General features: G+C 40.2%; 22 protein-coding genes and 1 tRNA gene. 21 read left to right on the forward strand and 2 right to left on the reverse strand.

Translation table 11 applies throughout. The annotated features are described in order from the left end of the window. Nucleotides 1-169: 169 nt before the first annotated feature. The 3 genes from AB1498_03040 (at nucleotide 170) to mutL (ending at nucleotide 3361) form a co-directional block, all read left to right on the forward strand. Nucleotides 170-865, forward strand: a complete 696-nt coding sequence (locus tag AB1498_03040) for an SEC-C metal-binding domain-containing protein (GenBank protein MEW6087256.1) — start codon at nucleotides 170-172, stop codon at nucleotides 863-865. A gap of 52 nt (nucleotides 866-917) precedes the next feature. Further along, nucleotides 918-1490 carry a four helix bundle suffix domain-containing protein gene (locus AB1498_03045; GenBank protein ID MEW6087257.1) on the forward strand — a complete coding sequence of 191 codons (573 nt, stop codon included), beginning with the start codon at nucleotides 918-920 and terminating at the stop codon, nucleotides 1488-1490. Nucleotides 1491-1639: 149 nt separating this feature from the next. Next, on the forward strand, nucleotides 1640-3361 hold the full coding sequence (gene mutL / locus AB1498_03050; GenBank protein MEW6087258.1) for a DNA mismatch repair endonuclease MutL: 1722 nt from the start codon (nucleotides 1640-1642) through the stop codon (nucleotides 3359-3361). A gap of 16 nt (nucleotides 3362-3377) precedes the next feature. Here mutL and AB1498_03055 read toward each other — a convergent pair whose 3' ends face one another. Then, nucleotides 3378-7742 (reverse strand): DEAD/DEAH box helicase, encoded by a 4365-nt coding sequence (locus AB1498_03055; GenBank protein ID MEW6087259.1) that lies wholly within the window; start codon nucleotides 7740-7742, stop codon nucleotides 3378-3380. Between the two features lie 105 nt (nucleotides 7743-7847). Between AB1498_03055 and miaA the strand changes: the two genes are divergently transcribed. Next, nucleotides 7848-9377 (forward strand): tRNA (adenosine(37)-N6)-dimethylallyltransferase MiaA, encoded by a 1530-nt coding sequence (gene miaA / locus AB1498_03060; GenBank protein MEW6087260.1) that lies wholly within the window; start codon nucleotides 7848-7850, stop codon nucleotides 9375-9377. On the opposite strand, the gene AB1498_03065 is transcribed toward miaA, so the two are convergent. Then, nucleotides 9374-10702, reverse strand: coding sequence for a peptidase MA family metallohydrolase (locus AB1498_03065; GenBank protein MEW6087261.1), 1329 nt, complete (start codon nucleotides 10700-10702; stop codon nucleotides 9374-9376). The two genes, miaA and AB1498_03065, sit on opposite strands and share 4 nt — an antisense overlap. A 104-nt stretch (nucleotides 10703-10806) precedes the next feature. On the opposite strand from AB1498_03065, the gene AB1498_03070 reads away from it, so the two are divergent. The 17 genes from AB1498_03070 (at nucleotide 10807) to AB1498_03150 (ending at nucleotide 23293) form a co-directional block, all read left to right on the forward strand. Beyond that, nucleotides 10807-11631: a hypothetical protein gene (locus AB1498_03070; protein ID MEW6087262.1), complete on the forward strand. Its 825-nt coding sequence runs from the start codon at nucleotides 10807-10809 to the stop codon at nucleotides 11629-11631. A 19-nt stretch (nucleotides 11632-11650) separates the two neighbouring features. After that, nucleotides 11651-12181: a flavin reductase family protein gene (locus AB1498_03075; GenBank protein MEW6087263.1), complete on the forward strand. Its 531-nt coding sequence runs from the start codon at nucleotides 11651-11653 to the stop codon at nucleotides 12179-12181. Further along, nucleotides 12178-13785, forward strand: coding sequence for a multiheme c-type cytochrome (locus tag AB1498_03080; protein MEW6087264.1), 1608 nt, complete (start codon nucleotides 12178-12180; stop codon nucleotides 13783-13785). The genes AB1498_03075 and AB1498_03080 overlap by 4 nt, the downstream gene beginning before the upstream one ends. A 16-nt stretch (nucleotides 13786-13801) precedes the next feature. Further along, nucleotides 13802-14374 carry a rubrerythrin gene (gene rbr, locus AB1498_03085; GenBank protein ID MEW6087265.1) on the forward strand — a complete coding sequence of 191 codons (573 nt, stop codon included), beginning with the start codon at nucleotides 13802-13804 and terminating at the stop codon, nucleotides 14372-14374. A 9-nt stretch (nucleotides 14375-14383) separates the two neighbouring features. Beyond that, nucleotides 14384-14914: a hypothetical protein gene (locus AB1498_03090; protein MEW6087266.1), complete on the forward strand. Its 531-nt coding sequence runs from the start codon at nucleotides 14384-14386 to the stop codon at nucleotides 14912-14914. A 9-nt stretch (nucleotides 14915-14923) separates the two neighbouring features. After that, the gene (locus tag AB1498_03095) at nucleotides 14924-15541 is read left to right on the forward strand and encodes a GNA1162 family protein (protein MEW6087267.1); all 618 of its coding nucleotides are present in this window, start codon (nucleotides 14924-14926) and stop codon (nucleotides 15539-15541) included. A 67-nt stretch (nucleotides 15542-15608) separates the two neighbouring features. Further along, nucleotides 15609-16565 (forward strand): CsgG/HfaB family protein, encoded by a 957-nt coding sequence (locus tag AB1498_03100; GenBank protein MEW6087268.1) that lies wholly within the window; start codon nucleotides 15609-15611, stop codon nucleotides 16563-16565. 107 nt (nucleotides 16566-16672) lie between these two features. Then, entirely contained in the window at nucleotides 16673-17212 is a 540-nt protein-coding gene (locus tag AB1498_03105; protein MEW6087269.1) for a CDP-alcohol phosphatidyltransferase family protein, read from the forward strand. Continuing rightward, nucleotides 17209-18540, forward strand: coding sequence for a ribosome biogenesis GTPase Der (der, locus tag AB1498_03110; protein ID MEW6087270.1), 1332 nt, complete (start codon nucleotides 17209-17211; stop codon nucleotides 18538-18540). The genes AB1498_03105 and der overlap by 4 nt, the downstream gene beginning before the upstream one ends. Nucleotides 18541-18544: 4 nt before the next feature. Next, nucleotides 18545-19162 (forward strand): glycerol-3-phosphate 1-O-acyltransferase PlsY, encoded by a 618-nt coding sequence (plsY, locus tag AB1498_03115; protein ID MEW6087271.1) that lies wholly within the window; start codon nucleotides 18545-18547, stop codon nucleotides 19160-19162. After that, nucleotides 19159-20184, forward strand: a complete 1026-nt coding sequence (locus AB1498_03120; GenBank protein MEW6087272.1) for an NAD(P)H-dependent glycerol-3-phosphate dehydrogenase — start codon at nucleotides 19159-19161, stop codon at nucleotides 20182-20184. The genes plsY and AB1498_03120 overlap by 4 nt, the downstream gene beginning before the upstream one ends. 1 nt (nucleotide 20185) lies before the next feature. Next, nucleotides 20186-20545, forward strand: coding sequence for a MerR family transcriptional regulator (locus AB1498_03125; GenBank protein ID MEW6087273.1), 360 nt, complete (start codon nucleotides 20186-20188; stop codon nucleotides 20543-20545). Next, the gene (surE, locus tag AB1498_03130) at nucleotides 20545-21315 is read left to right on the forward strand and encodes a 5'/3'-nucleotidase SurE (GenBank protein ID MEW6087274.1); all 771 of its coding nucleotides are present in this window, start codon (nucleotides 20545-20547) and stop codon (nucleotides 21313-21315) included. The genes AB1498_03125 and surE overlap by 1 nt, the downstream gene beginning before the upstream one ends. Before the next feature lie 45 nt (nucleotides 21316-21360). Then, nucleotides 21361-22017 (forward strand): protein-L-isoaspartate(D-aspartate) O-methyltransferase, encoded by a 657-nt coding sequence (locus AB1498_03135; GenBank protein ID MEW6087275.1) that lies wholly within the window; start codon nucleotides 21361-21363, stop codon nucleotides 22015-22017. After that, on the forward strand, nucleotides 22010-22555 hold the full coding sequence (locus AB1498_03140) for a small multi-drug export protein (protein MEW6087276.1): 546 nt from the start codon (nucleotides 22010-22012) through the stop codon (nucleotides 22553-22555). Before AB1498_03135 ends, AB1498_03140 begins: the two co-directional genes overlap by 8 nt. Nucleotides 22556-22557: 2 nt before the next feature. Continuing rightward, complete coding sequence (locus AB1498_03145; protein ID MEW6087277.1) at nucleotides 22558-23208, forward strand: exopolysaccharide biosynthesis protein; 651 nt, start codon at nucleotides 22558-22560, stop codon at nucleotides 23206-23208. A gap of 9 nt (nucleotides 23209-23217) precedes the next feature. Continuing rightward, nucleotides 23218-23293, forward strand: a tRNA-Pro gene (locus tag AB1498_03150). Nucleotides 23294-23533: the final 240 nt, after the last annotated feature.

The raw sequence follows: 23533 nt of genomic DNA on the forward strand, positions 1-23533 counted from the left end.
CTTCATTCTGCGCTTGGTTATTTGCCTCCGGATGAATTTGAAGCTGAGCTATTTGAAAAAGAACATAAATTTGGTCCCTGTCAATTTAGTCTAAGCTAAGATTACAGACATAGGGGTTCACTCCAATTATTTTGTAGGCGATGAGGAAGCAACCTTCCTTGGATATCATTTGGATCGCAAATTATGGAAGGCACCAAATACAAGCCTTAATGTGATGGATAATAGTTTTGGCCAGTTGATTGAAAGAAATTATTTTCCTTTTAAACTAGGATTGAAGATTTCAGATAAGGGTGACGCTATTAAAAAAAGATGGAGGAATGAAAAATTTGATCAGCTTTGTAATGAACTTAAAAATATAAATGAAGCAAAAATCACAGATATTTTATTTTATCTTTTTGATGAGTCAAGTAAGGCGAGGGAAAGTATTGTAAACTCGATTGCCGAAACAAAACGAAAAACTTTATATGATGGGAAAGATCATGATTTTACTGTGCCGCCGGATGATAGTTATTCAGAGCGTGTTGGTATTTCATATATTTCCTCAAATTCCAATGATATTTACGGATTAAGAAACAAATTGTTAGCTTTTTGTAAACTTAGAAAATATAAAAGCAAAGGCAGTGTCTGGATTGGATTCGGGAGTTTAGAAGATAGCAATAATATGATAGATGTTGTTGTTTTTAATGAACAGCCATGGAAATATAATAAGAAATTAGACGAGGCATCTAAAATATTATTGGGAAAAGGTCAGATTGTTATAACCGATAAAATTGGTAGGAATGAAAAATGCTTTTGTGGAAGCGGATTAAAATATAAGAAGTGTTGTGGATCGGTACTAAAAAAGAGTTCAAAATTTCTTTTCTAATTAAAGGGAATATAAACTAATTTAAAATTTATCAGCACATTGAGGTGAAAATATGATTAACCCAAAACAATCACCCCAACTCATCCCGCCTCACGGCGGTTACCGCGATCTCAAGTCTTACCAGATGGCTGAGATTGTTTTTGACTCTACGGTAAAATTCTGCGATCGTTTTATCGACAAGCGTTCCCGCACACATGATCAGATGGTGCAGGCGGCACGGAGCGGCAAGCAGAATATTGCAGAGGGAAGCATGGCGTCAGGTACTTCCAAAAAGACTGAGTTGAAACTTATTGGCGTGGCGCGGGCAAGCCAGGAAGAACTGCTGGTTGATTTTCAGGATTTTTTGCGGCAGAAAGGATTGCCGCTCTGGGGGAAAGAGCATTCTGGTGCCCAAGCCGTTAGAAAAATGGCTTGGGCGAAGAATAGGTCTTATATGACTTATAAGCCCTATATCGAGCAAAGCTCGTCGGAAGTTGCTGCAAACACTATTATCTGCCTTATTCACCAGACGAATTTTCTGCTTGACCAGCAGTTGAGGGCTTTAGAAAAAGGGTTTCTGGAAGAGGGCGGATTCACGGAAAGGCTTTATCGAGTGCGGACAGACTGCCGCGGGAAAAGGAAATAGGACTAAAAAAAATAGGTCTTATAAGACCTATAGGACTTATAATGTTTCAGGAAGAAGACTTTTTACAACTATCAGTGCTTCCAGAACAAAAAGAAAACAAAAGTAAAATTTGAAATTTATTGTGTAATGATTTATACTTGCAAATAACAATGGTTAAAATTCTGACTGAAGAAACAATAAATAAAATTGCCGCGGGGGAGGTTGTGGAACGGCCGGCGTCGATAGTAAAAGAGCTTGTGGAAAATTCCATTGATGCGGGCGCGAAAAATATTTCGGTTGAAATATCAGGCGGCGGCCATAACCTGATCCAGGTGGCGGATGACGGCCGCGGGATGTCGTATGACGACGCCGTGCTTGCGTTTGAGCGGCACGCGACAAGCAAAATAAGTTCATTTGATGATGTATCCCGTCTGAAGACGCTCGGTTTTCGCGGGGAGGCGCTGGCGAGCATAGCGGCGGTTTCAGAGGTAAAGCTTTTTTCGAAGGAAAGAGGGGCGTTGTCCGGGATTTATATTTTAATGGACAACGGGAAAATTATTGAGAAAAAAACTGCAGGGACGAGCGAGGGAACAAGAATAGAAGTCTCAAAACTTTTCTGGGAATTGCCGGCAAGAAGGAAATTTTTGAAATCGCAGAGCACTGAAATGTATCACATAAACCAGTTAATGACTGGTTTTGCACTTGCTTATCCCGGCATACATTTTTCATTAAATAATCAAAACAAGGAAACTTATGTGTGGCCGGGACAGGGGACACTTGAAAACAGGATATACCAGGTATTTGGCAAGGAAATATTTGATAAAATTTTGCCGGTAAAATTTTCAGATGAAACGGTAAAAATTTCAGGTTTTATTTCAAATCCCCCGGTTAATTATTCGAACAGGAACCAGCAGTATTTTCTGGTAAACGGAAGAATTATAAAAAACCGCGTGCTTGACCATGCCGTACAGAGCGCCTGCAAAACACTGGTACCCGAAACCAGGTACCCGTTTTTAGTTATTTCTATACAGATTAACGGAGAACTGGTAGACGTGAACGTGCATCCCACAAAAAAGGAAGTCAGGTTTTTGGAGGAAAATAGGATACATGAAATACTGGAAAATATTATAAAGGAGGCATTGTTTTCTGGTAAAGACAAAACGCTGGGTGTTGCTGCGGCGGATGTTAAAAAATATCCCGGACCCGCGTATTACCAGCAAAGCGCAGACAAAAACGGCAATAAAATTTCCGAGTCTTTAAATGCCCCGCAATATGGAACTAAAGATGTCTTGTTACATTTTGAAGAAGAAAAGCAAATTTCGTTAAAAATAAAAGGACAGATAAAAAACACCTATATTCTGCTTGAGAATAATGAGGGCCTTTTGATCGTTGACCAGCACGCGCTCGAAGAGAGAATACTCTACGAGAAGATAAAAGAAGATTTATTGAAAAAATCCCTTGAAAAGCAGAGCCTGCTTTTCCCGATAGCACTGGAGATTTCGCCGCAGGAAGTTTCCCGCCTCGAAAATATTATTCCGGAATTTTCAAAAACGGGATTTGACATCGGATTTATCGGTAAAACGAGCCTGGTTGTCCGTGAAGTTCCGGCTCTCGCGAAAAGGCTTAATATTGATTCTTTTGTCCATGATGTCCTGACTGAATTGCCGTTTGATGAAAAATCAAAAGAAAAAAAAGAAGAATTGTTTGACGCTTTGATTAAAATGCTTGCCTGCCGCTCGGCGATAAAGGCGGGGGATTTCCTGGAAATGGAAGAAATGAAAAAACTGGTTTATGAACTTGCCAAAAATGATTTTATCACCTGTCCGCATGGAAGGCCTATATTCATAAAAATCACAGCTTCGGAATTGGGAAAAAAATTCAAGAGAAAATAAATAACAAAAGTAATTTTCATATGGCCTCGCTTCTCCATATCTCAAGCCCCTTGTGCGTTGCCTTAAACCCGGATTCTTTTAACACTCCGACATATTCCGATTTTTCGGCGGGCCCCTCATTGATTTTTTCTATGATAATTCTTTTTAAAGGATTAAAATCGCGGGTAAGAAGTACCTTGAAAATTGAAAAATATTCACGGACGCGCGGGTTGTCCGACCCGGTGTAAAATATTAATTCCCTGCCGTTTCGTTTTACAATTAAAACCGGTTTTGGACCGTGGTATACAAGATAATTGGAAGAGATACGTGATGGCAATTTTTGCAGGGGCAGGTTCGCCCCTGCGAATTTTATTCCGCATAATGACGCCGGGTCGCAGGCGTTAATCCAGTAGATATAATCTTCGGGTAGGGGCGAATGATTATTCGCCCCTGCATTTATCAATCGAAATGCCTCATAGGAAATAAACTGCAACCCTGAAATGCCCTCGAAAAAATAGCCCGATAAAATCTCACCCGAAAGTTCCATAAGTCGAAGCGTCCTGAAAATATTTCTCCACTGGAGGAGTGTAACTTCATTTTCAACAAGTTCCCGGAAAAGGATCCCGTAACGTTTAAAAAGCTGGCGGATACGGTCTTTTGTTAATTCTGTTTGTTCAATAATATCTTTTTCATCCGTCCCCGGGTAAATATAATACCAGTTTCCCATGATGGGTCTTGTCGCCTCCCATCGTTTTAACCCGGACCGCCGATGGATCGACGTGCTTTTGTCAGGTTCAACAGGCGTAAAGTTGTTCAGGATACCTTTCCTCAGGGTTTGGTATGAATCGTTTGTGATCTTCCCGCGCCATGCCAGTTCCCATAATTTTTCCGTCAATGCCTTCGAACCCATTTTTGACGATTTGGAAATATCGTAAAAGTTGTATTTTCCGTTTTTGGACGGCAGAATTTCAGAGTTAGTGTCTTTGTTGCCGCGCGAAAAAAGCTCCGTGTCCTCAGTAAAACAAAACGATGTTTTCTTTTTCCCGCAGCCAAACCATATAAGCCCGCTTGACTGTATCAATGTGTCAAGCCATGAAGAATAGTATGGTTTCACCCGGCAGGGAAAGATGAATTCCTCCCACCCTGCCGCGGGAGCTGGATAACCAAACAACTGGTCAAGGCATTCTTTCAGGTTTTCCATTGATTTTCCATGCACCGCGATATTCTGGAATGCCGCGAGAAACAGCGGCAGTTTTTCAAGCGGCATGGCGTTAAATTGGGGTTGTCTTTGCTTACGGGCCATCCGGAGAAGGATTTCAAGGTTTTCGCTGTTGCATATTTCAATGCCGGGGGCATTTTCGCTGATTGTGTCCATGACAACCAGATTTTCTTCCTCGAGTTGTTCCAAAAGGACTTCATCCGCTATACCTAAGATATCCGTTATTTCGGATTTTTTTATGGGGCCGTAATACATAAGCCATTGATTTAAAAAATCAAAAAGAGACGTATCATCTTTTTTGGCTTCAAAACACGCGGTTATTCTGTCTTTAAGTTCCAGTGCATGGATAAAATTTGTTTTACTGCCCGGCAGTGTCACCCATGTTATTTTCTTTGAAAGCCCGTCCATAACTTCTTTTCCGGCAAGGTCGTTGTCTCTTTCGCATGCCGATAATAAATCCTTCCATTCATTTTCGGGGATGAGGAGTCTTTCCTTGACCCAGTCGAGGATGTCCTGGATCGAAGATGGAGCGTAACCTTCGGCTGTGCGTTTTAATTTTTTATCAAGAACATCGATTAACTCTTTTGGTATCTTCGGGCGAAGGTGCGTGGAAAACACAATCTCCTTTATCAAGTCCTGTTTTAATCCTGACCGCTTCATGCTTTCCGGCGTGTCGTCCGCGTACATATACTTATTTGTCTGTTTCCAGATTAACCCGTCCGCGAAGGGAGAGGGTGAGTTTGTGATTATTTCGCTTAACCTGGTTTTTCCGTCATGGATTTCGTCAAGAAGCATAACGAGGTCTTTAAGGTCAAATTCATCCTGTAAACAGCCGCGCCATGTTTCAAGAAGGATGGGAAAGTCCTCATAAGACAAAACAGCGTCAAAAAGTTTCTTAGCCCTTAGCCGGTTGAGCCATAAAGGCATTCTTTTCTTGAAAGGTTTAGGCAGGAGAAGCGCCCGCCCGGCGTTTTCCCTGAACCTCGCTCCGAAGAAACCTGTCTGTTCCAGCTTTTTGCGAAGGAGAATTTCAAGGTTTTCGGGTGTTACGAGCTTAAAAATGTCCACGGCTGAAAATTCATGAGGGAGCATAAGCATAATCGCGTCGTTGCCGGAAAATATTTCAAGAGGATATTTGTATTTTGTCTCCCAGGCGGCGGAGAGCGCGAACGCGAACGGCTGGTTTATCCTGCCGCCCCACAGGGTATGAATGATTACCTGTTTTTTATCAGTCTTATTGAACGGGTCGTCGAAATGTTCAATTAAAACATGATGACGGTGAGGAAGTTCAGCTTTAGTAACTTCTTTTTGGAATTTCAGGAAGCCGGTTAATTCTTTAGCAGGGCTTTCTTCCATGAAATAATTATGTTCAAGTTCAGCGGCAAGATTTTCATCATATAATTTTGCGTTAATCATTTCAAGGAATGATGAAATCCTCGCGGAAAAATGAAAGTCGCGGTTCTGCTCGTCCGCCTTCCAGAACGGAATTATGTTAAGCGTATTTTTCGCGGGGACGACATAAACATCGTTGTGCGTGATTTGTTCAATACGCCACAATTGGGTCCCGAGGCTGAATGTTTCCCCCAGCTTTCTCTCCCATACAAATTCCTCATCGAGTTCGCCGATTTTCAACCGCGAATCCATTATTCTTAGATCAAAATACCCGCGGTCCGGGATTGTCCCGCCTGACATGTAGACTAATAGAGAGCTGTGCTCTTTTGCCTTGACGGTATTGTCAAGTTTATCGATTGATAAAAGGGGCCTGAGTTCTCTTATCCTGCTGTCGCTGTACCTGCCGGCCATCATCTCGAGAACCAGCATATACTGGTTTCTGGATAAATTTCTGTAAGGATAACTTGTTTTTAAAAAATAAAAAAGTTCATCGATGTCCCATGTCCCTGAGGATGTCTCGGAGAGAATAATCTGGCTGAGGACATCCAGTGGAAGTTCCACGGGCTCAATTTCTTCAATGTCCTTTTCCATGACGGATTTTGCCATCACGGCGGCGTTTATAAAATCCATGCCGTGTGTGGGGAATATGATGCCGCGGCTTGTTTCACCGACGGAATGGCCCGCGCGGCCGATACGCTGGATCCCCGAAGAAATGGAAAAAGGCGACTGGATGAGGACAACTTGATCGAGATCGCCGATGTCAATTCCAAGCTCAAGCGAATTAGTGGCGACGATCGCCTTCAATTCCCCGTTTTTTAATTTTTGCTCAACGGCAAGCCTGAACTCTTTTGACAATGAGCCGTGGTGAGAATACGCTATTTCCTCAGGCTCGTTTTCATTTATCAGGTGAGTGACTTTTTCCGTGAGCCTGCGGCTGTTCGCGAAAAAAAGGGTTGATTTTTTCAGGGCTATGATCTTTTTGAATTCTTTTACCAATGACGGCCACCACGAGCCGTTGACAATTTCTTCTTTTGCCTTTTCCAGGAAACTGACTTTTACCTGATATTGTTTTTCGTCCTGTGACTGAATAACATAAATTTTACGTCTCTCATAACGGTAATCTGGGCTTAGGCCTTCTTTTTTATAACCGGCGATAAATTCGCATGCTTTATTTAACGGTTTTATGGTGGCTGACAAGGCTATTCTCTGGAACTCTCCGCATATCGGGACCAGACGGTCGCAGGCTGTGATTAGATGCGTCCCGCGTTTACTGCAAAGGACGGCGTGTATCTCATCAAGGATTACAGTGTCCAGTTTCTCCAGCATCCTGCGGGAGTTTCGGGATGTTAGAAGGATATTTAAACTTTCAGGTGTTGTGATCAGGATTTCCGGCGGCATTCGCATCATCTTATATCGTTCATCGGACGGGGTGTCGCCGCTTCGCGTTAAAACCCGGATAGGAGGGAAATCCACACCCTCGTTTTTAAAATATTTTTCAATCTCCGAAAGGGGTTTCAAAAGGTTCCGCCGGACATCGTTATTCAGCGCCTTTAAAGGCGAGACATACAATATGTTCAGATGACCTGTTTCCCGTTTTTTTGAAACCAACTGGTCAATCGCCCACAAAAAAGCCGCGAGTGTTTTCCCGCTTCCGGTCGGGGCGCTTATAAGCACATGGCTGCCTTCCGCGATTTTTGGCCACGCCCTGGATTGTATATCGGTCGGCCTGCCGACTTTTTCTTTGAACCATTTCCGGATTATTGGATGAAAGGGGGGTGTGGAATTTTCCATATATTTTAATTATAACATAACAATTTGATAAAAAAACAGACAGGATTTAATCATCATTAATTCTTTTAAAAACAAATGGATTCCTGCGATGAAAAGGGGTAGAATATGTATTTAATAATGAATTTACATCAAAAGAATTCCAGGATACCTCTTTTAATACTTTTGGGCCCGACTGCTGTTGGAAAAACTGAATTGGCAATTAAAATTGCCAAAGAACTGGATACTGAAATTATCTCAGCGGATTCACGCCAGGTCTATAAATATATGGATATCGGAACAGCGAAGCCTTCAAAGGAAGCGCAAAAAGAAGTCCGGCATCATTTAATTGATGTTGTTCTGCCTTCCGAGAAATTCAGCGTTGCTGATTATAAAAGAGAAGTTGAAAGGGTGATTTTGGATTTACACCAAAAGGGCAAAATACCATTTTTGGCCGGAGGGACAGGGCTTTATATCCGCGCGCTGGTTGACGGCCTTTTCAAAAGCCCTGGACCGGATTATGACTTTAGAAAAAGAATGGAAAAAGAAGCAAAAGTGAATGGGAATTTATATTTATATGAAAAATTGAAGTCAGTTGATAAAGAAACTGCCAACAGGCTTCATGTTAATGATATTTTCAGAATAATAAGGGCTTTGGAGGTTTTTGAAAAGACAGGACTGCCTATTTCAAAGCTTCAAAAAGAAAAAACGGAGAAAATGGATTATAATGTTTTAATGATAGGTTTGAACAGGGATAGAAAAGAGCTTTATGGATTTATTGAAAAGCGGGTTGAAAAAATGATAAAATCAGGGCTTGTAGAAGAAGTGGAAAGTCTTTTAGTCAGAGGTTATAAAAAAGATTTAGTATCAATGCAGGGGCTTGGCTATAAAGAAATTACCGGGTTTCTGGAGAAAGAATATCCTTTTGATCAGGCGGTTTATCTTTTAAAAAGGGACACGAGAAGGTTTGCTAAACGGCAAATGACATGGTTTGGAAAGGATAAACGGATTAACTGGTTTGACCTGCCTGATAAAAATATTGTTGAAAAAATAATGAGAATTATAAAAAACACATTTTTATGTTTAATAATTTTATTTATAATATCTTTAAATTTAAATGCTAAAGCTCAATTTCAGGCTGGTGTTCCAAACGGCGGGGAAAATAAGAGAAAAGTTTCCAAAGAATATCAAGATATAGAATTGAAAGATGAAATAACGAGAGCAGATCTCGCGGCTGTTTTTGTTATAGAGTTAGACCTTTCTTTTATTCAGGGGAAAAGCTTAATTATTGTGGACATCGGGAATAACTGGGCAAAAGATTATATTAAAGAAATCGCGGGCAGGGGAATTATGGAAATTTATTCCAATCATAATTTTATCCCTGAGAAAAAAATCACCCGTGTGGAGCTCGCGTATTATATCCAGGAAATAATTGTCCGCTTTAAAAATGATTTTGAGATCCGGGATAAATTTGCAAATACAAATTCCCCGTTTATGGATATTCCGAAAGAACACATATATTACAACCCCGTAATGTTATCTGTTACATCCGGGATTTTGCACGGGATATCCCCCGATGAATTTTTCCCGCACGGGGCTGTCAGCGGGAAGCTGGCTTTAAAGACCGTGCAAAACCTTAATAAATATTTAAAGCATTAGTACTGGAACATATCTGCTATATTTTTTTCAAATTGCCTGAAATCAATAAAAAGCGTGGTTGAAATTGCCTCTTCTATGGATTGGTCTTTTGATAATTTATTTAAAATATCCAGCAGGGCCTGCCGGGAATATCTCTCCAAAATAAAATTGACGGCCAAGTATGATTGGGCGTAAGCCGCCTGAACATCGGCGGGATTAACAAGATTTGAAAAGCTTTTTTCTAATTCCTTAAGTGAAAACAGGTGCTTCCCTTTTAACAGTATTTTTACTCTATTGATGTCCTTTTGGTTTTTTTCCTCTGACTGTGCTATTCCTTCATTCAGCCACGCGGGGATTACCCTGCCTTTGCAATAGTAAAAAAGTATGGCGTGCGTAAGTTCGTGGTAAATAAAATTTTCTAAATCTTTGTCTTTTTGTTCACTTATACTGCCGGCGGGTATTCTTATTTTTCCGTCATAAACGGCACTTGCCCATTCAGGGTGTTTTATGTCTTTGAATGCTTCCCGGGTATAAATAATCACAGGAATCTTAAATTCTTTTTTGGAATAATAAGAAAAATCGCGGATTATGTCCCAGTAAGCTTCCAGCAGGGTTTCCAAAATTACGGATGTAAAGCGAAACTCAGCCTGGTAATCATATTGAATTAAAAATATCTCCTGTGATGTTTTTTGAAACGAATTTTCTATTTTACTTTCTTTCTCAACTTTTTCCTTAAACTCCTTGAGAGAGGAGTTCAAGGGGTCCAGATGAACAGCGGCGTTCAGTTCAGGCAGGGCTTTTTCCGGCAGGTTGTTATAATAAAATGAACGGCCTGCGTATTCATGGGCAAAGCTGTCCTTGTTGTCAATATCAATGACCCTGTAAAACATTTCACGCGCTTTTTCAAAATTTCCGCTGTTATAATAAATAATCCCGGCGTTTTTGGGATATTGTTTTTCGGAGGGATTGGATTCCATGGCTTTAAAAAGCATTTCTAACGCGTCGTCTAATCTGTTATTTTTATAAAATTGGAAAGCAGAATCGGCGTAAGAATTAGCTGAAATATTTTCAGTGCCCGGCTCAATTTTTTTAATTTCAGTATTCCCAATGGCCGGGCTGTTTTCGAGATGGTTAATTTTTTCATCCTTTTCTTCTTTTATTATTTTTAATATATCCGTTTTGGGAAAACAAATTTCACCGTTATACATTTCAAGACAAATTTCGTCATTTTTGACCCTGTAATCCTTTACTTTTTCTTCATTGCCGTTTTTAAAATAGATTATATAATCCGCATGTAACGGCGGGTTCAAAAGACAAACAAATAATATGATTATTAATATTTTCATTTTAGTTAAAAATCCTTTCATGCGGTTGTTGGAATTGCTATACTTGACAAAAAATAAAATTTAAACTAATATAACATTTATAATTATATTGAAAAGGAGGAAGTATGTCAAAATTATTTAAAGAACTGATATACTTTTTTATTTTTCTGGTTTTGTTTTCAGGGGTGTTTTTTTCCGAGGTTTATACCGGAGATATAACTGAATCGGTAGGTGTAGGAGTAATAAATTATTCCACAGGCAGGGTCAGGGCTTCAGGTATCGGGACCCCGTCCGGAAATATACAGAGTGCGGCCGAGAAAAAAGAAACGGCAAGAATGGCGGCTGACATAACTGCAAGAAGGAACCTTTTGGAGGTATTGAAAGGCGTCAGGTTCGATTCTGAAACTATTTTAGAAAAATTTATTACGCAAAACGGCGTAATTAATGCGCAAATCAGCAGTATAGTTGAAAATTCGCAGGAAGTCACTCTCAAGGAACACCCTGATGGGTCTTTTGAAGTAACTGTCGAGATACCGCTGCAGGGGCAATTATTAGAGTCAATATTAACAAATACAGGTTCCGGCATACCGGCTTTTAAGCCGGACGAAACACAAAACTATACGGGTTTGATAGTTGATTGTATCGGTCTTGGGATTAAACCCGCGATAGCGCCGAAAATTTTTGATGAAGGTGGGAAAGAGTTATACGGCTTGTCCCATGTTGCCTGGGAATTCGCAGTCCGCCAGGGAATAGCGGGTTATGTGAAAAGCCTTGCTGACGCCGTAAAAAATGACAGGGCAGGGAAAAATCCAATAGTCATAAAAGGATTGGCAAGTGAAGGAAGCATGCAGGTCAATGTTGTTATAAATTCTTCTTATAGAGAAAAATTGGAAAAAATAAATGAAACCCAGACTTTTCTGAGACAGTGCAAGGTAATATTTGTGATATGATTATTATAAGGATAAATTTATGGACGTTAAGGCGCTGTTTAACATAACATATGGAATGTATATTGTAAGCTCCAATAAAGGGACTGCTTTAAACGCTCAGGTAGCGAACACTGTGTTTCAGATAACAAATGAACCTGTGACAATCGCGGTAAGCATAAATAAACAAAACCTTATGCATGAATTTATTATGACAAGCGCCCAGTTTGGCGTGTCGGTTTTATCCGATGAAACACCGCTTGAATTTATCGGAAAATTCGGTTTCAGATCGGGTAAAGTCACGAATAAGTTTGCAAATATTAATTATAAAATCCTTGATTCAGGGTGTCCTGTTGTTCTGGATAACACGGTTTCTTATTTTGAGGCAAAGGTTTCAGACAGTTTTAACTGCGGTACCCACACGGTATTTCTGGGAAAAGTAACTGACGCGGTCATATTAAAGCAGGGGAATGTCATGACATACGCATATTACCATGAAGTAAAGCGGGGCAAAACCCCGGAATCCGCTCCCACATACATAAAAGAAAAGAAACCGGATGGGGCAAAAATATGAAAAAACACTGTTTAATTTTATTGTTTATGGCAGTTTGCAACACAGCTTTTATTTTTGGAGAAGGGGAGGGGAAGAAAATTTTTGAACAAAAATGCGGCAAGTGCCATGGCCTCGACCGCGCGTTAAACGTTAAAAAAGACGAGGAGGCGTGGAAAAAAACAGTGGAAAGAATGGCAGAAAAGTCAAAAGGAATTATTTTAGAACAGGATGTTTATAAAATTGCGAGATACCTTGTCACAAGGCAAAACGGGGAGAAGGACAATAACGGGGAAAAAAGAGATGAACCAGGAAAAGCGGAAGAATATGAGGAGGAAATTTTGGAATTTAAAAAAGTCAAAGTTGAGCAGTTTATAAAATCCGATATTTGCGGTAACTGCCATGAAGAAATATATAAACAATGGAATGGTTCAATGCACAGCAAGGCTTTTATTGACCCTGTTTGGCGTGCATCTACCAAATTGTTTATGAATGAGGTTACAACAAAGGGACAGATACTCGAAATGAAGACATGTATAAAATGCCATACCCCGCTTGGGTTTCGTTCTTATTTAATACAGTCTCCCAAAGAGGATTATAATAAATTGGAGGATCTTCCGGCCCAGGGAATTTTTTGCAACTGGTGCCATAATATAAATGAAGCCAAACACATAGGTGACGCGGGTTATGAAGTTGCAACCGGCGGCGGAGAAGAAGACCCGCCCACAATGCTTGGCCCGCGCAGTGATGCCAAATCGGATTATCACCCGACAAAATATTCTGAATTATTCACAAAAGCTGAATTTTGCGGTTTATGCCATAATGTATCTCACGCTGGCAATAAATTATTTCTTGAACAGACATATACTGAATGGGAAAGGAGCCAATATAACACGGGTGACCCTAAAACAACAGTGGTATGCCAGGATTGCCATATGCGGCAGAAACCCGGTTTTCCATCAACCGGGAAAACCGCAAGGCCTGATAATCCCGGGAAGTCAGCAGACGATGGGCTATCCAGGGACCATATCTGGACACATTATTTTGTCGGCGGGAATTCGATAATCCCGAAAATATTAGGAAGTGACATCCATTCGACAATGGCCATTGAAAGGCTGACGAACGCGGCTGACCTTGAAATTATAAAAGACGTGAATTATAAAAAAGGAGGATTAGCCAAAATAATGGTCAAAGTGATTAATTCAGGCGCGGGGCATTATATCCCGACAGGGCTTACTGAATTAAGACAGGTATGGCTGGATATTAAAATTACAGATAAAGGTGAAAATATAATTTTTAAGTCCGGCGCTCTTGACCCAAATGGTGAAATAGATGAGGGTGCTGTTATTTATCATACTATACTCGGAAATGAAAAAGGGGAACCGGTTAAAAATGCCGCCCTTGCGGAGAAAATACTTTATGACCATAGAAGAATACCGCCCAAGGGATATGTAGTCGAGAATTATAGTTTTATTGTTCCTGAAAACGCGGTTTCACCTTTAAAGGTCGATGTAGTCCTTAAATATCGCAGTGTGTCGCCGGGTATTGCGAAATTGTTTCTTGGAGAAAAAGCGCCTGAAATACCGGTTGTGGATATGGTCTCATTAAGTGAAAAAATAGATTTATAGAACAGGGGGGAAAGGAATGAAATTAAAAGGAAGCAGGACAGAAAAAAATCTCCTGGCGTCTTTTGCGGGAGAATCTCAGGCAAGGAATAGATATACATATTTTGCGAGTGCGGCTAAAAAAGAAGGTTATGAACAAATTTCCGCAATATTTTTGGAGACCGCCGATAACGAAAAAGAGCACGCGAAAAAATTTTTTAAATTCATGGAAGGCGGGGACCTGGAAATCACAGCTTCGTATCCGGCGGGTGTTATAGGAAATACATTGGAAAATCTTAAGGCTGCCGCGGATGGAGAACATCTTGAATGGACAAAGCTTTACAAAGAAGCGGAAGAGACAGCAAAAAGAGAGGGTTTTGAAGAAGCGGCAAAACTGTTTAAGGAAATAGGCGAAGTTGAAAATCATCATGAAATCCGTTATAGAAAATTATTTGAAAATATAAAAACCGGCAAGGTTTTCAGAAAGGATATAGCAGTTAAATGGAAATGCCGCAATTGCGGTTACATCCATGAAGGAAGGGAAGCGCCTGCTGAATGCCCGGCTTGTTCGCATCCACAGGCCTATTATGAAGTTTTTTGTGAAAATTATTAGGAGAACCATATGAAAAAAAATATTTTATTTTTAATGCTTCTTTTGTTTTGTATAAATCTTAAAATTTTTGCGGAAGAAAAACCGAGGGTGGCATTTATAATTTTGGAAGAAGACATAAATGAAGAGCCGACAACTATTACAGAAACAAAATTAAAAAGTTTGTTTAATAGTAAAGGGTTCAATATAGTTGAATCAGTTTTTAAAGAAATTCTGCCTGATGAGGATTTACTTGATGATGAGGAAAAAGTTAAATCACTGGTGAAAAACCTTAGCGCGGAAATCGTGGTTATCGGGAAGGTGTCTGTTACAGAAGAAGAATCTGAAAGTTATGGCCTTAAGTCTTATTTGGCAAATATAAGTGTGACTGCCTTTAAGACGGATAATGCGGAAATTTTAGGTTCGTTTAAAAACCAGGCCACAGTCTATAATGAAGATGCTGGAGCAGGCAGTTCAGATGCGCTGGAAAAGGTGTCTTCAGAATTTGCGGGAGAGTTTGTAAATCAGGTCCTTGAAAAGTGGACTTCGAAGGTTTCAAAATAAGGAGTCTCGGTGAAAAGTTATTTTAAATATTTATTAATAATAATTTTATTGCTGTTCGGCTGTGCCCGTATGCAGAGAAACGACCCCGCAAATCCGATAAGAAAAGTGGCTGTCCTTCCCATGTTGAATAATACATCTGATATGGACGGCCCGGAACTTGTGCGAAAAGGGTTTAATAAACTTGTCAGAAATAAATATTATGAAGTTATGGGTATCCCGCAGATTGATGAAGTCCTGCGCGACAGGATGGGGATAACATTGGGGGGGCAGCTCAGCCTTACGAACGCCCAAAAATTAGGGGAGGAACTGGGTGTGGATGGTGTTGTTTACGGAGAACTGATAGATTTTAATTATACGATAACCGGGTTTTACAATTCCAAAGTTGTCAGGGCGAAGTTTAAGCTGGTTTCGACGAAAACCGGTAACACAGTTTGGGAAAGAGAAGAAAAGGTCCAGAAATCTGAAATATCTTTCAGCACTAAAAGCGCTTTAGAAGCCTTTAAAGAAAATTTAAGTTCAAAAATGATTTCAAAAGTAGTCAGGGTTTCTCCTTTACAGGATGAAACTAATGAATTAATATATAAATTTTATGCGACATTTCCGCCGGGGCCTGTGGAGATAAAATAATGCAAATGCAAAATGCGAAATGAAAACATTTTAATTTTTATTTAAAAAAAGATTGGAGGTAAACAAAATGAAAAACGGAATAAAGTTGTTGGCCGGTGTATTTTTAACAGGGCAGTTGATACTTGTGCTGAACGGGTGCGCGTCAACAAGCGGTAAGGTAAGAGATGATGTTTCAGTTACGGGCCAGACCAAAAAAATAGAAGAAGCGGGGCAGAAATATACAGGACCCCAATATACAATTGGTATTATCACATTTGAAAATAAAACCCCGTCAAAGGTTTTGGGTATAGGGGATGCGGCCACTACTATTTTAAGGACCCAGATAGAAAGCGCGGGATTAAAGGCCATTCTTTTAAGTGAAGATGAATTAAAGAGCCATGGGAAAGTCATAGAATTGGAAAGGACAGGTGTTTTAAAGACGGGAACTAAAGATACCAGTGAAGGGCTTGAAAGCATAGATTTCCGTGTTTCCGGCGCGATAACCGCGTATTCGGAAGCAGAAGAAGGGTCAGATCTTTTGCTTACTTCAAGCAAAACCCAGATTGCGAGGGTAACAGTGGATTACGCGCTTGTTGATGTTTCAAGCGGCAGGAGCCTGGTGGCTGAATCAGGGATGGGTGAATATAAAAAATCGACAGGGAAAGTCCTGGGGCTTGGGTCAAAGGCAAGCTATGATACAAATTTGCGCGACGGCGCTTTGCGCGATGCGCTTGGCAAGGCATTGGAAAAAATGATGAAAAAACTTGCCAGTGAACCATTCCAGAGCAAGATTTCCTTAGTGGACAATAATGTGGTTTTATTCAGGGCGGGAACAAAATCAAATCTTCCGGTAGGGGCGAAATTGGCCGTGTTTAGAAAAGGCGCGGAAATAAAAGACGTTGATACGGGAAAAGTGATTGGTTACCGGGAAACAAAGGTCGGGGAAATTACCCTTACAAGCCATCAGAATCAGGCCCTTTCAGAGGCCAGCATCAGTTCCGGAACAGATATTAAAACAGGGGATATTGTCAGGCAAATTAAGTGATAAGCCATCATATATTGACAAAATAGAACTAATGGATTATAATTAGAATCCGTTTTAAGTTAGACGGGTTAACTTATTTTAAATATTAGATTTATTTTGGAGATTTTATGAATTGGGCTATTGCAGTAACAATTTCGAGAATCCTTTTAATACCGGTTTTTATCATTAGCCTGGTAAATTATATCGGCGGTGATGATAAGTACAGGATTTTTGCCATAATTCTTTTCAGTATTGCCAGTATATCTGATTTTGCTGATGGATTTATCGCAAAAATTTTTAACCAGGAGACAGAACTGGGCCGTTTTTTGGACCCGATTGCCGATAAGCTGCTTTTAGTTTCTGCCTTTGTGATGCTTGTAATTGTTAATTTGATACCGGTATGGGTGGTTATTGTAGTCATTACCCGCGATGTAATAATCCTGTTTGGTTGTGTAATTATCTATCTTATCCTGGATGATATAGAAATCAGGCCAAGGATATTAAGCAAGATAACCACATGTCTCCAGATGATTACTATCTTTTTTGTTCTCATCAAAAATCCTTACGCGAGATATTTTTGGTTTGTTACCGCGTTAATAACTACTATTTCAGGCCTTGATTATATTAAGTATGCGACAATGAAAATAGGAGAAAAGGCTGATTTATGAATATACCTGTAATTGCGATAATCGGAAGGCCGAATGTTGGTAAATCGAGCCTTTTCAATAAAATTCTTGGACGGCAGGAAGCTTTGGCTTTCCCCGAACCGGGTGTTACGAGGGACCGCAAATATGCCGAATCCGAGTGGAACGGAAAAAGGTTTATTATAATTGATACGGGAGGGATGGACCTGTCAGCCGTGGCGGGGGGGGAATCTGAAAAGGACACAAAGAGTGAAATAGTCGGCCAGGCAAAGATTGCGGTGGAAGAGTCAGATTTGGTGTTTTTTATTGTTGATGGAAGAGAGGGGGTTACACCGGTTGATAAATTGCTTGCCGCCTATTTAAGAAAAAAAAACAAGCCGGTACTGATAGTGGTAAACAAAATTGATAATAACGAACAGGAGCATTTAGCTTATGTATTTTACGGATTTGGCTGGGAAAAAATTTATAGCATATCCTGCGCGCATGGGAAAAATATATCGGATTTATTAGATGACGCCGTGTGTTTACTGCCTTTTACTGAAATAACGGCTGGATTGCCCGGGCAAAGAGAAACCCCGATAAAAATAGCGATTGTAGGCAAGCCTAATGTCGGCAAGTCTTCTCTGGTGAATAATATTCTGGGAGAAAACAGGGTAATAGTTGATTCTGTCCCCGGGACAACGAGGGATTCCATAGATACAAGTTTTAATTATAAAAATAAAGAATTTGTTTTGATTGATACCGCAGGCTTGAGGAAAAGGACAAAAGTAAAAGACGACCTTGAAAAAATGATTGTCTGGCAGACCATTAAAAGCATAAGCCGCTGTGATATAGTGCTTTTGCTCATCGACGCGGCTGAGGGCGTCGGCGTGCAGGAGATGAAGATCGCCGACCTTGTAATCCAGGCCAATAAATCATGTATGTTTGTGGTCAATAAGTGGGACCTGATTGACAGGAATTCAAGAGATTTTAAATCCTATATAAAATTTATTAATGAAAGGTTTCCTGTTTTGTCGTTTGCCCCCGTGTTTTTTATTTCCGCAAAAACAGGTGAAAACGTCAGGAGGATTTTAGAAACAATTCCTCTCGTTTACGCGAATTATTCAAGAAAAATATCAACTAACCTTTTAAATAAATTTATATGGAATTTAAAAATGAAAAAAAGTCCTCCCGCGGCAAAAGGAAACCCCGTTAAAATTAAATATATGTCACAGGTGGGAATTATGCCCCCTGTTTTTTCCTTGTCTGTAAAGGGAATATTGATGCCTAATTATATGAGATTTCTTAAGAAAAGCCTTTATAATGAATTTGATTTTTCAGGCACTCCTTTGGTTGTAAAATTCGGGAAATAGGGGAATGAACATAAAGATTGTTTTATTTTTATTGTTTTGTTATTTTATTGGTTCAATTCCATTCGCTTATATCGCAGGCATGGTCCTAAAGGGGATTGATATCAGGGAATACGGAAGTAAAAATACCGGGGCGACAAATGTATCGCGGGTATTAGGCAAAATACCCGGGATTATAGTTTTTGTTTTGGATTTTGCGAAGGGGCTGGCCCCTGTTTTATTAGCGGGACATTTTTTTAAATATCAGGAAAACCTTGTAATAATTAAAATTTTAAGCGGACTTTTTTCTGTTTGCGGTCATATCTGGACGGTGTTTTTAAATTTCAAGGGGGGAAAGGGTGTTGCTTCGAGTTTTGGCGTAATGGCTGGCATAACACCCAAAAGTACCTTGATTGTGTTTTTGATATGGGCCATTATTGTGTTTTTATTTCGTTATATTTCATTAGGGTCAATCGCGGCGTCTTTATCTTTGCCGCTGGTTGTGTTTTTTGTCGAGAAAGAAAAGGCCGCAGTTTTTATTTTTACGCTGCTTATGTCGGTAATTGTGATTTATAAACACAGGGAAAATATAAAAAGGCTTCTGGCGGGGACAGAAAATAAAATTGGAGAAAAAATAAAAATATGAAATTCCCGGGAAAAATTTCCAAAATTTCAATACTTGGCGGCGGCAGCTGGGGAACAACAATGGCGATTTTGCTCGCGGAGAAAGGCCTGCCTGTAATTATATGGGAATATTTTAAGGAAAACGCGGCCTTAATGGAAAGGGAAAGAGAGAACAAAAGGCTTCTGCCCGGGATAAAGATCCCTCAAAGCGTGCAAATAACTGATAATATTGAAGAAGCGGTGAATGATTCTGAGGTTTTGGTAGTGGCTTTGCCTTCTCACACTGTGCGCCAGCATATGGAAAAGGTATCTCATTTAAAAACAAATCCATGTGCGATTGTTATTTTAAGCAAGGGGCTGGAGAATGGCACTTTTTTCAGGATGTCGGAAGTAATTGAAGACTGCCTGGGCGGGGGATACAGGGAAAAAATTGTCACTCTTTCAGGTCCGAGCCATGCGGAGGAGGTAAGCCGTAAATTCCCGACTGCCGTGGTTGTTGCCGGCCGGGACCAGGATCTCCTTGAAAATATCCAGCAGGTTTTTGGAAACGAATATTTCCGTATATACACAAATCCTGACCAGGTTGGTGTTGAACTTGGAGGATCTTTAAAAAATATTATAGCGATTGCCTGCGGTATAAGCGACGGTCTCGGTTATGGTGATAATACAAAGGCAGGGCTTATAACACGCGGGCTTGCTGAAATCTCGCGTTTTGTGATTGCTCATGGTGCGAACCCTGTTACATTTATGGGACTTTCCGGGCTTGGAGACCTTGTGGTAACATGCACAAGCAGACACAGCAGAAACAGGAGGCTGGGGGAATTAATCGGACAGGGAAATAATTTACAGGAGGCCCTTGGAAAAATGATTATGGTCGCGGAAGGAGTTAAAACCACGAAATCCGCGTTTGATTTATCGAAAAAAAATAAAATTGACATGCCCATTACGTGTGAGGTTTACAAGGTTCTTTATGAAAATCAATCTCCGCGTGAAGCCGTAAATAACCTTTTAAGGAGAAAACAAAAAAGTGAAATAGGAGGGTAACATGTCAGAAGTTAATGGCAAAAAACTTTTTTATTCCATTGGAGAAATAAGCAAACTGACCCAGGTGGAACCTTATATTTTGCGGTATTGGGAATCGGAATTTGAGCTTCTTCATCCCGCAAAAGGGAAAAACGGGCAGAGAATTTTTAAAGAAAAAGATTTAGAGGCCATCCTGGAGATAAAGGAGCTGCTTTACGACCAGGGATACACAATCAGCGGGGCAAAAAAGAAATTCAAAGAGAATAAAAAGAATATCGAGAGCCAGAAAGAGCTTTTTTCTGTTTCAGATATTGAATATAAGAAATTTTTGCTGAAATTAAAAAAGGAACTGGAAGAATTGAATGATTTATTAGGTGTATAGTGAAAAAGAAAATTATTTTAGTTACTAATGACGACGGCATAAATTCGGATGGGATTAAATCCCTGGCACAAGCCATGAGGAATATAGGCGTAGTTTATATTGTCGCGCCGGACAGCGAACAGAGCGGTGTATCTCATTCACTTAGTTTAAGAAAACCCATAAAAATCGAAAAAACAGGCATAAGGAGTTACCAGGTTGCCGGGACGCCTACTGATTGTGTTTTAATCGCGATAAAAAAAATACTGCCGTCTTTGCCGTCCCTCGTGGTTTCGGGGATTAACAAAGGCCCTAACCTTGGAGACGATGTCACTTATTCCGGCACGGTTTCCGCCGCGATGGAAGGCACATTATTCGGCATAAATTCGATAGCATTTTCACTCGCATCATACAAAGATAATGATTTTTCAGCCGCGTCTGAAATTTCAGCGTCTATCGCGAAAAGCGTTATTAACAAAAAATTTCCTTTAAACACGTTTCTTAATGTTAATATACCGGGTGTAAGTTTGGGACGTATAAGGGGAATAAAAATAACCCATCAGGGGGACCGTATTTACCAGGATTATGTCAGGAATGAGACAGGGAAAAACGGGAAAAATTATTACTGGATTGAAAGTAATGAACCATACGGCGAATATGACAATGGGAGCGATTTGCAGGCCGTAAAAGACGGGTTTATATCAATAACCCCGCTGCAGCTTGATATGACTAATTATCACGGGATAAGGCAGGTTTCTTCGTGGCTGGAAAAAATAAATTTGTGTAAATTGTAACGGATGGACCGTTACCACCCACGATTTATGGTTTACGGATAAAATATGGATTATTCGGAAAATCGGAAGCTTATGGTTGAAGCGCAGATAGAGAGGCGCGGGATAAAAAATGAGCGGGTTTTAACAGTAATGAGGGAATTACCGCGGCATTTATTTGTTGAGGAAAGGTATCATGACTCGGCTTATGCCGATCATCCCCTGCCTATAGGGGACGGCCAGACAATTTCACAGCCGTATATTGTGGCTTTGATGACTGAAAAATTAAACCTTTCAGGAAATGAAAAAGTTTTGGAAATCGGAACGGGGTCCGGTTACCAGACAGCAGTGCTCGCGAAATTGTCAAGGGAGATTTACACTATTGAAAGGTTCAGCAGTTTATCTTTTAATGCCCGGAATGTCCTTGCTGGTTTAGGTTTTAATAATATCGTTTTTAAAACGGGCGACGGCAGTTTAGGATGGAAAGAATTTTCGCCTTTTGACAGGATTCTTGTGACTGCCGCGGCGCCGGAAATACCCGCGGCACTTTTTGAGCAATTAAAAGACAACGGGCAGATGGTTGTTCCTGTCGGGCCCAGATTTTCCCAGGTTCTTACCCTGGTAATAAAGGACAAAAACGGGAATATGGTTAAAGAAGAAATATGCGGCTGTGTTTTTGTCCCGTTAGTCGGGATTTGCGGCTGGAAAGGCAATTTTGATGATTGAAGGAATTTCGCCGGAAATAAAAATTTTTTTAATGTCAATGGTCCCGGTAATTGAAGCGCGCGGGGCGATACCTGTAGCCATCCAAATTTACGGGATGCACTGGTTTAAAGCGTTTATATTGTCAGTCGCGGGAAATGTAATTCCTGTTGCGCCAATACTTTTAATACTGGGTTATTTTTTAAAATTTTTAACGCGGACCGCGTTTTATAACAAAATTTCCACCGGTCTTGCTGAATATAAACAGGGGAAAAACGAAATAATCGAAAAATATGAAACATTGGGCCTTATGGTTTTGGTATCGATACCTTTTCCCATTTTGGGAATTTGGAGTGCCGGTATTTTAGCGTTTTTATTAGGCGTAAAATTTTGGCACGCGTTTATTTCAATCAGTTTGGGTGTTTTTATATCAGGCTCAATAGCTTTGATATTAATTAAAGCGGGCTGGCTGAACGCGATAGCCGCGGCCTTGATTTTAACCGGAGCAGCTTGTTTTTTAATATCCAAAATAATGTTTAAAAGACAACAGGGAGAACTTTAAATATGGGAAATAAGCAATTAGATCTAAAAGACAAACTTAATGAAGTCACCGGTAAACTTAGCGGTGAAAGTGTCACGTTATCGTTAATCATGGAATTAATCGAACAGGAAGCGCTGCTTGTGTTTTGCATTTTCTTAACAATCCCGTTTATGGTCCCTGTTTCCATACCGGGCGTCAGCACGGTTTTCGGCGCGGTCATTTTTTTAATCGGGTTAAGTATTATGCTTAACTGCCCGCCTTTGTTGCCGAAACGGTTCATGGAAAAGAAATTTCCTGCCGATAAGCTCCGTGCGGCGCTTCATAAAGGCGCCGTCTGGGTTGAGCGTCTGGAAAAAATAAGCCATCCCCGTTTATCTTATTTGACAACGGGAACCGGGATGGTCCACTTCAATGGACTTATGATAGTCCTTGGCGCGGTTTTGCTCATGTTTCCTTTTGGGCTGGTCCCTTTAAGCAATACGCTTCCGGGACTGGCGGTGATGTTTCTTTCGATAGGAATTTTGCAAAAAGACGGAATTTATATTATGCTGGGTTATATAACAAATATAATTACCATAATTTATTTTATGGTTTTAATAATAACAGGCGCGGCTGTTGTCCGGGAAGTATCTGTAAAATTAATGTCAATATTCCCTTTTATATTTAATAAATGAATAATTTGTCGGGGTGTAGCGCAGTTGGTAGCGCACTTGGTTCGGGACCAAGGGGTCTCCAGTTCAAATCTGGACACCCCGACCATATCTTAAAAATCCTTCAAAAAACTCAAACATAAATATCAATCGTTGTATTCCATTTAAATTCGTTGTTCAATATTTCTCTTGACAGGTAAAAAATCGGGGGATAGAATTATACCTAGCCCAAGTTCCGCAGTTTGAAAGGAGAAAGAAGATTTTTTTAGGTAAGTTGCTCAAGAAAAGCTTAATACGGCGAAGGCGAATTACAAAGAAACGAATGTAGTGCAGACCACCCTCTTGAAAA

Source organism: bacterium (genome assembly GCA_040754625.1).
Classification (GTDB): Bacteria; JACRDZ01; JAQUKH01; order JAQUKH01; family JAQUKH01; genus JAQUKH01.

Excerpts from the sequence above, each read along its gene's own strand:
- AB1498_03055 (MEW6087259.1), bottom strand. The coding sequence starts at position 7,742 with ATGGAAAATTCCACACCCCCCTTTCATCCAATAATCCGGAAATGGTTC.
- der (MEW6087270.1), top strand. The coding sequence starts at position 17,209 with ATGAATATACCTGTAATTGCGATAATCGGAAGGCCGAATGTTGGTAAA.
- AB1498_03140 (MEW6087276.1), top strand. The coding sequence starts at position 22,010 with ATGATTGAAGGAATTTCGCCGGAAATAAAAATTTTTTTAATGTCAATG.
- AB1498_03045 (MEW6087257.1), top strand. The coding sequence starts at position 918 with ATGATTAACCCAAAACAATCACCCCAACTCATCCCGCCTCACGGCGGT.
- AB1498_03105 (MEW6087269.1), top strand. The coding sequence starts at position 16,673 with ATGAATTGGGCTATTGCAGTAACAATTTCGAGAATCCTTTTAATACCG.
- AB1498_03090 (MEW6087266.1), top strand. The coding sequence starts at position 14,384 with ATGAAAAAAAATATTTTATTTTTAATGCTTCTTTTGTTTTGTATAAAT.
- miaA (MEW6087260.1), top strand. The coding sequence starts at position 7,848 with ATGTATTTAATAATGAATTTACATCAAAAGAATTCCAGGATACCTCTT.
- AB1498_03135 (MEW6087275.1), top strand. The coding sequence starts at position 21,361 with ATGGATTATTCGGAAAATCGGAAGCTTATGGTTGAAGCGCAGATAGAG.
- AB1498_03075 (MEW6087263.1), top strand. The coding sequence starts at position 11,651 with ATGGACGTTAAGGCGCTGTTTAACATAACATATGGAATGTATATTGTA.
- AB1498_03065 (MEW6087261.1), bottom strand. The coding sequence starts at position 10,702 with ATGAAAATATTAATAATCATATTATTTGTTTGTCTTTTGAACCCGCCG.
- mutL (MEW6087258.1), top strand. The coding sequence starts at position 1,640 with ATGGTTAAAATTCTGACTGAAGAAACAATAAATAAAATTGCCGCGGGG.
- AB1498_03080 (MEW6087264.1), top strand. The coding sequence starts at position 12,178 with ATGAAAAAACACTGTTTAATTTTATTGTTTATGGCAGTTTGCAACACA.
- rbr (MEW6087265.1), top strand. The coding sequence starts at position 13,802 with ATGAAATTAAAAGGAAGCAGGACAGAAAAAAATCTCCTGGCGTCTTTT.
- AB1498_03120 (MEW6087272.1), top strand. The coding sequence starts at position 19,159 with ATGAAATTCCCGGGAAAAATTTCCAAAATTTCAATACTTGGCGGCGGC.
- AB1498_03100 (MEW6087268.1), top strand. The coding sequence starts at position 15,609 with ATGAAAAACGGAATAAAGTTGTTGGCCGGTGTATTTTTAACAGGGCAG.
- AB1498_03145 (MEW6087277.1), top strand. The coding sequence starts at position 22,558 with ATGGGAAATAAGCAATTAGATCTAAAAGACAAACTTAATGAAGTCACC.
- AB1498_03125 (MEW6087273.1), top strand. The coding sequence starts at position 20,186 with ATGTCAGAAGTTAATGGCAAAAAACTTTTTTATTCCATTGGAGAAATA.
- AB1498_03070 (MEW6087262.1), top strand. The coding sequence starts at position 10,807 with ATGTCAAAATTATTTAAAGAACTGATATACTTTTTTATTTTTCTGGTT.
- plsY (MEW6087271.1), top strand. The coding sequence starts at position 18,545 with ATGAACATAAAGATTGTTTTATTTTTATTGTTTTGTTATTTTATTGGT.